The sequence below is a fragment of the Geodermatophilus chilensis genome (genome assembly GCF_002802985.1).
Classification (GTDB): Bacteria; Actinomycetota; Actinomycetes; order Mycobacteriales; family Geodermatophilaceae; genus Geodermatophilus; species Geodermatophilus chilensis.
Genome location: NZ_NVPT01000066.1, coordinates 18,415 through 28,556, shown reverse-complemented (window position 1 = coordinate 28,556; position 10,142 = coordinate 18,415). Strand labels below are relative to the sequence as shown.

10 protein-coding genes are annotated in these 10,142 nt (G+C 74.8%); 6 read left to right on the top strand and 4 right to left on the bottom strand.

Annotated elements, in window-relative coordinates:
* Window positions 1-163: 163 nt before the first annotated feature.
* The 5 genes from CNO22_RS12925 (at window position 164) to CNO22_RS12905 (ending at window position 6,661) form a co-directional block, all read left to right on the top strand.
* A complete protein-coding gene (locus tag CNO22_RS12925; RefSeq protein WP_100499758.1) occupies window positions 164-1,255 on the top strand; it encodes a winged helix DNA-binding domain-containing protein in 1,092 nt (363 codons plus the stop codon).
* A 10-nt stretch (window positions 1,256-1,265) separates the two neighbouring features.
* Window positions 1,266-1,466, top strand: coding sequence for a hypothetical protein (locus CNO22_RS12920; protein ID WP_100499757.1), 201 nt, complete (start codon window positions 1,266-1,268; stop codon window positions 1,464-1,466).
* 565 nt (window positions 1,467-2,031) lie between these two features.
* Window positions 2,032-4,104, top strand: a complete 2,073-nt coding sequence (locus tag CNO22_RS12915; protein ID WP_100499756.1) for a hydantoinase/oxoprolinase family protein — start codon at window positions 2,032-2,034, stop codon at window positions 4,102-4,104.
* The gene (locus CNO22_RS12910) at window positions 4,101-6,005 is read left to right on the top strand and encodes a hydantoinase B/oxoprolinase family protein (protein ID WP_100499755.1); all 1,905 of its coding nucleotides are present in this window, start codon (window positions 4,101-4,103) and stop codon (window positions 6,003-6,005) included. Before CNO22_RS12915 ends, CNO22_RS12910 begins: the two co-directional genes overlap by 4 nt.
* 56 nt (window positions 6,006-6,061) lie before the next feature.
* Window positions 6,062-6,661: a GNAT family N-acetyltransferase gene (locus CNO22_RS12905; protein WP_198588299.1), complete on the top strand. Its 600-nt coding sequence runs from the start codon at window positions 6,062-6,064 to the stop codon at window positions 6,659-6,661.
* A 7-nt stretch (window positions 6,662-6,668) separates the two neighbouring features.
* On the opposite strand, the gene CNO22_RS12900 is transcribed toward CNO22_RS12905, so the two are convergent.
* Window positions 6,669-6,869, bottom strand: a complete 201-nt coding sequence (locus tag CNO22_RS12900; protein ID WP_100499754.1) for a hypothetical protein — start codon at window positions 6,867-6,869, stop codon at window positions 6,669-6,671.
* A gap of 64 nt (window positions 6,870-6,933) precedes the next feature.
* A complete protein-coding gene (locus tag CNO22_RS12895; RefSeq protein ID WP_100499753.1) occupies window positions 6,934-7,425 on the bottom strand; it encodes a DnaJ family domain-containing protein in 492 nt (163 codons plus the stop codon).
* A 161-nt stretch (window positions 7,426-7,586) separates the two neighbouring features.
* Between CNO22_RS12895 and CNO22_RS12890 the strand changes: the two genes are divergently transcribed.
* Window positions 7,587-8,600: an ATP-dependent DNA ligase gene (locus CNO22_RS12890; protein ID WP_100499752.1), complete on the top strand. Its 1,014-nt coding sequence runs from the start codon at window positions 7,587-7,589 to the stop codon at window positions 8,598-8,600.
* 26 nt (window positions 8,601-8,626) lie between these two features.
* On the opposite strand, the gene CNO22_RS12885 is transcribed toward CNO22_RS12890, so the two are convergent.
* Complete coding sequence (locus tag CNO22_RS12885; RefSeq protein WP_100499751.1) at window positions 8,627-9,121, bottom strand: MarR family winged helix-turn-helix transcriptional regulator; 495 nt, start codon at window positions 9,119-9,121, stop codon at window positions 8,627-8,629.
* Between the two features lie 32 nt (window positions 9,122-9,153).
* Window positions 9,154-10,119 carry a sensor histidine kinase gene (locus CNO22_RS12880; RefSeq protein ID WP_198588298.1) on the bottom strand — a complete coding sequence of 322 codons (966 nt, stop codon included), beginning with the start codon at window positions 10,117-10,119 and terminating at the stop codon, window positions 9,154-9,156.
* Between the last annotated feature and the right edge of the window lie 23 nt (window positions 10,120-10,142).

Below are 10,142 nucleotides of genomic sequence, written 5' to 3'. Positions count from 1 at the left end.
AGATGTGTGTACGAGACAGTCACCACGGTGAACCTCGTGGTCTGGGGGCTGGTGACGCTGAGCAGCGAGGGAGGCGTCTACCCGTGGTGGATCTGGCTGAGCGTCCCCGGCGCCGTCCTGCTGGTCCTGTACGTCGTCGGCATCGGCCGCCCGCGGCGCTGACGTGGCCGAGACGCTGACCCGCCGGCAGGTCCTGGACCTGCGGGTGCACGCCCAGCAGCTCGGGCGCCCGTCCGGCGTGCCCGCCGACACCGTCGTCCTCGACCTCGGGGTGCAGGACACCGGGCCGGACGGCGGGCTGTGGGCGCTCGCGCTGCGCGGCGTGGACCCCGCCGCGCTGCACGGCGACGAGCTGACGACCGTGTGGACCCTCCGCGGCGCCCCTCACCTCTATCGGCGAGCCGACCTGCCTGGGGTGGCCGCGGCCACCGCGCCGTTTTCGGACGCCGACGCGGGCAAACGGATCTACGACGCCTCCAAGCCGCTCCAGGCCGCGGGGATCGGCAACCTCGAGGCGCTGGACGCCGTGGCCGAGGTCATGCGGTCGGTGGTGACCGCCCCGATGGTCAAGGGCGAGATGTCCGGCCGGCTGACCGAGCTCATGCCGGAGCCCTACCTGCGGTTCTGCCGCCCGTGCGACGCCACGCACGTGCACGAGATGCCCTTCCGCCTGGCCGCGCTGCGCGCCGGGCTGGAGTTGGAGCCGGGGACCTCGCCGCCGGTGCTGCGCCCGGTCCCCGGCCTGACGCCCGCCGAGAGCGTGCCCCCGCACCTGGACGTCGTCCGCGGCTACCTGCGGCTGCTCGGCCCGGCGACGCCGAAGCTGGTGGCCGGCTACCTCGACGCGCCGGTCAAGGACGTGCAGGCCCGGTGGCCCGACGACGCCGTCGAGGTCACGGTGGACGGCGAGCGGCGCTGGCTGCTGGCCGAGGACGCCGACCGGCTCGGCGACGTCCCGACCACCACCGGCGTGTTCCTCCTCGGCCCGTTCGACCCGTTCCTGCAGGCCCGCGACCGGCCGTTGCTGGTCGACGACCCGGCCCGCGCCAAGGCGCTGTGGCCGGTGCTCGGCCGGCCCGGCGCGGTGCTGGCCGACGGGGAGGTCGCGGGCACCTGGCGGCCGCGCAAGGCCGGTTCGTCGATGACCGTGGCCGTCCAACTGTGGACGCCGGTGCCGCGCGAGGCGGTCACCGCGGCCGCCGAGCGGCTGGCCGCCTTCCGCGGGGTAGTGCTCAAAGACGTCCACATCGACTGAGGGAGAGACCATGACCGGTCCCGACGACGCCTTCCTGGCACCCGACGACGCGCTGCGCGGCTTCGACGACGACAGCGACGTCGAGTCCGGCACGGGCGGCGGCGACCGCCCTGGCACCGACGACGTCGAACGCCCCAACCCCGCCGGCGCCGCCGTCGAGGACGCCGGCCGCTCGGCGGGCTCCGTCGAGGGCGAGCCCGGGGAGCAGTAGCGCAGCGACACGACGTCCAGCCCGCGTGCCTGTCTCGGCGGCGGGCAGGGTGCCCGCATGACCGCGCCCCGGCCCCCTCCGGTGTCCGGCCGTGGACGGTGTGGACGCCGCTGGGCGTCGCTCTGGCCGTCGTGCTGTTCCTCGCCACGATCGGCAGCCTCGGCGTCGGCTTCGGCGTGATGACGAACTGCACCAACGTCCACAGCTGCACGTCCTCCGGATGCGCGCCGTGCGCGACCACGAGCGAGCGACGTTTCGGAGGCAATGACTCCCAACGTCAGATGGCGGCGGTCGCCACCGGCCTTGGTGGGCAGGTCCCGACTGTGCGAGACCGCCAGCGCGAGGGCCGACACGACCAGCCAGATCCAGGCCAGCACGCACGCCGTCACCATCAGCAAGAGAACCTGCACAGCAACGCTCATCCGCTGCGTTCCCCACGCTCGTGCCGACTGCCACGTCGTTCATCGGCAGAGCCGGGCGAGGCCTGCACCGTCCGTCCCTGTGCCGGGGAAGCACCGACGTCAGAGCTTCCCCGACAGGTACCTCAGCCCTAAGGTATCTGCGCATGGAGCCGCGCCGCGTCCGCATCGGCATCGACACCGGCGGGACCTTCACCGACGTCGTCGCGGTGGACGAGGCGACCGGCCGGACGACGACCACCAAGACGCCGTCCACCCCGGCCGACCCGGCGGAGGACTTCCTCACCGGCGTCCGCAAGGTGCTGGACCTGCTCGGGCTCGACGGCGGTGCGGTCACCGCGGTCAGCCACGGGACGACGGTCGCGACCAACCAGCTGCTTGAGGGCAAGCTGGACCGGATCGGGTTCATCACGACCGAGGGCTACGAGTCGGTGCTGGAGATCGCGCGCCAGTCGGTGCCCGACGGCTACGGCAACAGCTACTTCTGGGTCAAGCCGCCGCGGATCGTCCCCGCCGACCTGGTCCGCACCGTGCGCGGCCGGCTCGACCACCGCGGTGACGAGGTCCGCCCGCTCGACGAGGATGACGCCCGCGCCGCCGCCCGGTTCCTCCGCGACGCCGGCGTCCGCACGGTCGGCGTCTGCCTGCTGCACTCCTACGCGAACGACGCCCACGAGCGCCGCGTCCTGGAGGTCCTGCGCGAGGAGCACCCGGACGCGGTGGTGAGCATCAGCTCCGAGGTGCTGCGCGAGTACCGCGAGTACGAGCGGTCGGTGACGACGCTGGTCGACGCCGCGGTCAAGCCGCGGGTGGATGCCTACGTGCGGAACATCCGCGAGCGGCTCGACGACATCGCGCCGGGCGTGCCGTTCTACGTGATGAAGAGCAACGGCGGCGTGCTCTCGGCCGAGGAGGTCGTGCACCAGCCGATCACCACGATGCTCTCCGGGCCGGCCGCCGGCGCCCTCGGCGCGGCCTTGGTCGCCGGCGCGGCCGGCTTCGACCGGGTGCTCACCTGCGACGGCGGCGGCACCTCCACCGACGTCACGGTGGTGGTGAACGGCGAACCGGCGCTCACCACCGAGGGCTCGGTCGGCGCCTACCCGTCGAAGATCCCGATGATCGACGTCGTCACCGTCGGCGCCGGCGGCGGCTCGATCGCCTGGCTGTCGCCGGAGGGCACGCTCAAGGTCGGGCCGCGCTCGGCCGGCGCCGACCCCGGGCCGATCTGCTACCCGTCGGGCGGGTCGGAGGCGACCGTCACCGACGCGCACGTGGTGCTCGGCCGGATCCCGCCGCACCTGCTCGGCGGGGAGATCCCGCTGTCGGTCGACGCCGCGCGCGCCGGCCTCGAGCAGCTCGGGGAGAAGCTCGGCCTGGACCTGGAGCGCACCGCCACCGGCATCCTCGAGATCTCCGCGTGGAACCAGGCCAACGCGCTGCGCCAGGTCACCGTGGCCCGCGGCCTCGACGTCCGCGACTTCACGCTCACCACGTTCGGCGGCTCCGGCTCGCTGCTGGCGTGCCGGCTGATGGACGTCCTCGGCCTGCCCCGCACCCTCGTCCCGCCGGACCCGGGCAACCTCAGCGCCTTCGGCCTGCTCACCGTCGACGTCCGCAACGACCACGTGCAGACGACGATCAGCCGGCACGCCGACCTCGATCTCGACCGGGTGCGCACGGTCTTCGGCGAGCTGGAGGCCCGGGCGCGGGAGGCACTGGACGGCGAGGGCTTCCCCCGCGCCCGGCAGCGGGTCCAGCGCAGCGCCGACCTGCGCTACGTGGGTCAGGCGTTCGAGGTGCGCGTGCCCGTGGCGGACGGCGACCTGGACGGCGCGACTGTCGACCAGGCCTGCCAGGACTTCCATGCCGCACACCGCATGCTCTACGGCTACGACTTCGCCGAGGACCCGCGCCAGGCCGTCGAGTGGGTCAACCTCCGCGTGAGCGGCATCGGGCCGATCCGCCGTCCGGACCTGGTGGAGCTGGCGCCGGCCGACGGGCCGGTGACGGACCGGGCCGTCACGGGCTCCCGGCCGGTCTTCTTCGACGACTGGGTGGAGACGCCCACTCTCGACCGGCCGCGGCTGGCCCCCGGTGACGTCGTCCACGGCCCCGCGGTGATCGAGGAGTTCGGCGCCACCGTGCCGGTGCACCCCGGCTTCCGCGCGACCGTCGACGTGCACGGCAACCTGCTGATCGAGAGGGACGCCCGATGACCGCCGCGCCCCGTGGCCATTTCCGCGGAAATCGCCGCTCTGACGGCGAGGTCGCGGCCGACCCGGTGCTCGTGGAGATCGTCGCGGGCACGCTGGCCGCCATCGAGCGCGAGGTGGAGACCTCGATCGGGCGGACGTCGCGGTCGCCGATGATCCGCGACGCGCACGACTTCCGCGCCGGGATCCACGACCGGAAGCTGCGCAAGCTCACCGGCCGCTCGTACTCCGCGCTGGTGCACCCGGTGGTGCGCGACCACCCGATCGAGACGATGAACGTCGGTGACGTCTACTTCCACAACGACGTCTACCTCTCCGAGGGCGGCATCGGGCACCTGCCCGACCTGTGCGTCACCGTGCCGGTGTTCGCCGAGGTGGACGGCGCCGCGGCGGTGGTCGCCTTCGTGCAGGCGTTCGGCCACCACGACGACATCGGCGGCGCGGTGCCCGGCTCGATGCCGTCGGCGGCGACGAGCGTGTACGAGGAGGGGCTCATGGTCCCGCCGATCAAGCTGTGGGACCGCGGCGTCCGCAACGAGGCGGCCCTGGCGATCATGACCCGCAACTCGCGGATGCCCGACTCGCTGGCCGCCGACCTCGACGCCGAGTGCTCGGCCTGCCTGGCCGGCGCCCGGCGACTCGGCGAGCTGTTCGAGCGGTACGGGGTGGCCGCCGTCGAGGCCTGCTTCGACGCGATCCTGGCCAACTCCACCGAGGTCTACCGCCGCGAGGTGCTCTCGCAGATCCCCGACGGCACCTACGTCTGGGAGGACTACGCCGAGCACGACGGCGTCGAGCCGCCGAAGCTGCACCGGCAGCGGATCACGCTGACGATGGACTCCACGGCCGACGTCCCGCTGGTCATCGACTTCACCGGCACCGGGCCGCAGGCCAAGGGCCCGATCAACCACTGCGGCGACTACGCCGACGGCAACTTCCTGAAGAAGTGGCTGGCGCCGATCCTGCGCAACCTCGCCGAGACGCCCGAGCGGATGGCCGAGCTCGACGTCAACGAGGGCGTCGTCCCGCTGATCGAGATGCGCTTCCCGGAGAAGGGCACGCTGCTCACCCCCGCCTTCCCGGCGCCGACCAACGCGCGCACCTTCGTCATCCTGCGATTGCTCGGTGTCCTGGCCGGGGTGCTGGCCAAGGCCACCGGCGGCCGGATGCCCGCCGACCAGGAGACGATCCGTTACACCGGCGTCCACGGCTTCGATGAGGCTGGTGAGCCCTACCTGATGCGCGAGGTGCTCGGCGGCGGGTCGGGCGGGCGGTGGTACGCCGACGGCGAGGACACCATCCACGTCGTCCCCGACTCGCGGAACCTGCCGACCGAGTTCACCGAGTCACGGTTCCCGCTGCGGGTCGAGCGGCTCGGGCTGGCCCTCGACTCCGGCGGGCCGGGCCGCTACCGCGGCGGCTGCGGCTACGAGAAGCACATCCGGGTGCTGCGCGACGCGCACTTCATGTCGATCGCCGACCGCTCGATCCTGTCCTGCTGGGGGGTCGCCGGCGGTCGCGCCGGGCGGCCGTTCCGGATCACCGTGGACCCGGGTGGGCCGGACGAGCACGACGTCGACGCGCTCGCCGACGCCGAGCCGCTGGCCGCCGGCACGGTCGTGCGCATCCGGACGACGGGCGGCGGCGGGTGGGGCGACCCGCTCGACCGGCCGATCGAGGAGGTTCTTCGCGACGTCGCCTGGCGCAAGGTCTCGCCGGTCGGCGCCCGGGCGGACTACGGCGTGGTGCTGCGGGACGACGGCACCGCTGACGTGGCCGCCACCGAGGCGCTGCGGGACGAGATGCGGGCGGCCCGCCCGGAGACCGAGCCGTTCTTCGACCGCGGGCCCGGCTACGCGCGACTGTCCGGCGGGGCGGCGTTCAACGAGTTCGACGTCCTCTGAGGGCCGAGTGCTCCCGGAGCGGCACGTTCGTCAGCCCTCGGCACTAGCGTCCGGCCGTGGCTCGGAGACCCCGGTACCCGACCGACCACGAGCCGACGATCGCGGTTCGCCCCGCCCACGGGCGCTTCGAGGACTTCGCCACCGTGGTCGGCACCCAGCGCCCCGACGCCGAGGGGTGCTGGTGCATGGCCTACCGCGACAGCCGCGTCCCCGCCCGGGAGCGACCCGAGTACATGCGGGCGGAGTGCGCCACCGAACCGGGGCCGGGGGTGCTGGTCTACGTCGACGACGTCGTGGCCGGCTGGTGCTCCATCGCGCCACGCGGCAGCTACCGGCGGCTGCTCAACTCGCGGACCATCCCGGTGCTCGACGACCGCGACGCCTGGGTGGCCGTCTGTTTCGTCGTCCGGGCCGGCTTCCGCCGGCACGGGCTGATGCACCGGTTGCTCAGTGGCGCGGTCGACCACGCGGCGGCCCACGACGCCGAGGTCGTGGAGGGGTATCCGGTGGAGACCGCCGGCGCCCGGGTCGACGTGATCTCCGGCTACGTCGGCACCGTCGACCTGTTCGAGCGCGCCGCGTTCGAGCGGGCGGCGCCGACCACCGGTCGCAGCGGTGGCAGGCCGCGGTGGGTGATGCGCCGGGTCCTCCGCTGACCCGGTCTCAGGGGGTGCCGAACTCGGTGCTGCCGGCCGGCGGCTTGGCCTCGTCGCCGGCCTGGCCCTCGTCGCCGCCGTAGCTGGGATCGTCCGTGCTGCGCGGGTCGTCGTCCCCGGCGCCCTCGACGTCCTCGGGGACCAGCGGTGTCTCGTGCAGGACGTTCTCGCGCGCCTCGTCGCGGTCGGTGCCCGGTACCTCGGTCATGGCGACCTCCTCATCTCGGGGTCGCTCACCTACCCGGCCGCTCCGGGGCGGATGCGCCCGGCCGCTACGCCCGCGGCGAACGGCGACGGCGCCACCAGCGGCCGCGCTCCGGTACCGGCGGCGGCGCGGCCGGCTCCGGGGCGGACGGCGGCGGGCGGGTGGCGTGCCAGAGCCGCACGAGGGCGTCCTCGTCGGCCACGCCGGGGACGGCGTCGGGCCCGTCCGCCGGACGCCGCCAGTGCGCCTCCACCCGGGCGTTGAACTCGGCCACCGTCGCCCGCACCGCGGCCTCGCTGGGCAGCTGTGGCACCCGCAGCGCGAGGTCCTCCCGCTCACGGCGCAGCGCCATGCCGGGTGGCAGCAGGTCCTTCGGGTCGGCCTGCTGGCGGCGCGCCCACTCCAGCGCCCACTCGTAGCTGGTCTGCTCCTTGTCCCGGCGCGGCAGCGGCCGGCCGGTGCCCCCGAGCCCCTCGAACGCCCCGCGCTCCTGTGCCTGGGTGATCTGGTGGTCGATCCAGGTCTCGAAGGACATCCCCGGGGGCTTGCGCTCGGTCATCACCCTCCTTGGTACCCCGCCGTTGCCGGCCGGCCCTGCTGCAGGGTCCCGCCGCGAGCTCGCGAGCGGCGGGGGCAGCAGGGTCCTTCCACTGCCACGAAGGGGTGAACCAGCAGCCAAGCGACCGGCGCGCGCGGCCGGGAGCCCCCAGGCTGACCGTCGTGCCGCTGTCCGTGCCCGGCTTGCCCGACGTGCCGCCCGAGCTGGCCGGGCCGGTCGCGGTGGCGCTGGCCAAGCCGGTGCGCAACCTCCCGCGGGCCGACGCGCTGCCCGGCGGCGTCCTCTACGAGCCCAAGTGGGACGGCTACCGGCTGGTCGTGGTCCGCACCGGCGGCACCACCCGGGTCTGGTCGCGGCAGGGCCGCGACCTGTCGTCCCGCTTCCCGGACGTCGTCGCCGCGGCCGTCGCCCAGGTGCCGCCGGGCACGGTGCTCGACGGCGAGGTCGTCGTCTGGAACGGCTCGCGGCTGGACTTCGGGCTGCTCCAGCAGCGGATGGCCGCCGCCGGCGGCCGGATCGGGACGCTGGTCGCCGCCGCGCCGGCCTCCTACGTCGCCTTCGACCTGCTGGCCCTCGGCGGCGCTGACCTGCGCGGCCGCCGCCTGCGCGAGCGGCGGGCCGCGCTGGAGGAGCTCGCCGCCCGCTGGGCCCCGCCGATGCAGCTCTCGCCGGTCACCACCGACCCCGCCGAGGCCCGCCGATGGTCGGCCGACTTCCGCCCCGCCGGGGTCGAGGGGCTCGTCGCCAAGGGCGCCGCCACCCGGTACGCACCCGGCCGCCGGGAGTGGCTGAAGGTGAAGTCCTGGGAGACCACAGAGGTGCTCGCCGGCGGCATCATCGGGCCGGTCGAGCGGCCGAGCCAGCTGGTGGCCGGGCGGTACCGGGACGGCGAACTCGTCGTCGTCGGCCGGACCAGCCCGCTCTCGCCCGCGCAGTCCGCCGAGCTGGCCGCCGTCCTCACCCCCGCCGGGCCGGAGCACCCGTGGCCGGAGCGGATCGGCACCGGCGCCTTCGGTGGCGGCCGGCTGTCGGTGCCGCTCACCCGCGTGCGCCCGGACGTCGTCGTCGAGGTCAGCGCGGACGCCGCGCTGCAGGCCGGCGTCTTCCGCCACCCGCTGCGCTTCGTGCGGCTGCGCCCCGACCTCACCCCGGACGACGTCCCCGGGGTCGCCTGAGCGGCCATTTCCGCGGAAATCGCCTGTCAGGGGACGCGGCCGAGGGCGACCAGGAGGCGGCGCAGCAGGCCGGCGAGGGTCTCGAGGTCGTCGCCGGAGAGCCCGGCCAGCAGCCGGCGCTCGGTCTCCAGGTGGTCGGGCAGCGCGGCGTCCAGCGCCGCCCGGCCGGCCTCGGTCAGCGTGACGACGACGGCCCGCCCGTCGGCCTCGCTGCGCTCGCGGATGATCAGCCCCTTCTCCTCCAGCCGGTCCAGCCGTTGGGTGATCGCACCCGAGGTCACCAGCGCGGTCCGCATCAGCGCGGTGGGGGTCAACTGGTACGGGGCCCCGGCTCGGCGCAGCGCAGCGAGCACGTCGAACGAGGGGACGTCGAGGCCGTGGCGGGCGAAGGTGGCGCGCTGGGCCAGGTAGACCTCGCGCTGCAGCTGGGAGATGCGCCCGACGACGCCCATCGGGCTGCAGTCGAGGTCGGGCCGCTCCCGGCCCCACTGGGCCAGGATCTGGTCGACGGCGTCCCCCACGCCGATACCTCAGCAGTGAGGTATCGGCGGCGTCAAGCCGGGCGCAGGCGGGTGCTGAGCCGGACGGTGAGCCCGTCGGGACCGGGTAGCAGGTCGACCGAGTCCCACAGCTTGCGGGCCAGCCACAGGCCCATGCCGCCGCGGCCGAGGTCGGTGCCGTGGGCGGGCCGGAAGCCGGCCAGCGGGTCGGCGAAGGAGCGCCCGGAGTCGGTGATCGCGCAGACCAGCCGGTCGCCGTCGGTCCACATCCGCGCCGACACCGGCCGGACGCCGTGCCGGAAGGCGTTGGCGACGACCTCGGCGGCGGCCAGGTGCAGGTCCTCCCGCTGGTCGCGGTCGGGGACCCGCGCGGTGAGGACCCGGCCGATCGCGTGCCGCAGCGCGACCAGGCTCGGGGCGTCGTCGAGGGCGAGCACCGGGGCCGTGTCCTCGACGGGCTCGCGTGGCCAGGGCAGGCCGGGCAGGTAGTCGGCCGGGTCGCGGTAGGCCGGGCTCGGCGCCCAGGCGCCCTCGGCCACGAGGTACGGGTGGGTGGCGGTGGCGGTCTCGACGACGGCAGCGGGCAGCCGGCGCCGGTCGTAGACGCACAGGTAGTCCAGCGGCAGGTCTTGCAGCATCCGGTTGGCCACCGACTCGAACCGCGCCCCCTCGCGCCAGCCGGCGGGGGTGGGTCCGAAGTCCACCAGGGAGAAGATGCGCAGCTGGCGACCGGCCGCCTGCTCGGCGGTCCGCCGGACGCGCGCCAGTGCGTCGGGCCCGCGGGCCCCCAGCAGGCTCAGCTGCAGGTCGTTGCGGACCTGCTCGGCGCGCTCCCCGAGCTCCTCGCACAGCAGCGCCGCGACCTCGGGCGGGCAGGTCAGCGCGACGACGTCCCCGGCGCGCAGCCCGGCGTCGAGGAAGGGCAGGGCCAGGGCCAGGAGGTCGGACTCCCCGCGCACCACCGCGGCGGCGTGCCGTGTCCGGACCGGGGACGCGGTCCCGCTGCGCGGGCGCGGCACAGGCCCTCCGCGCCCACCCACAG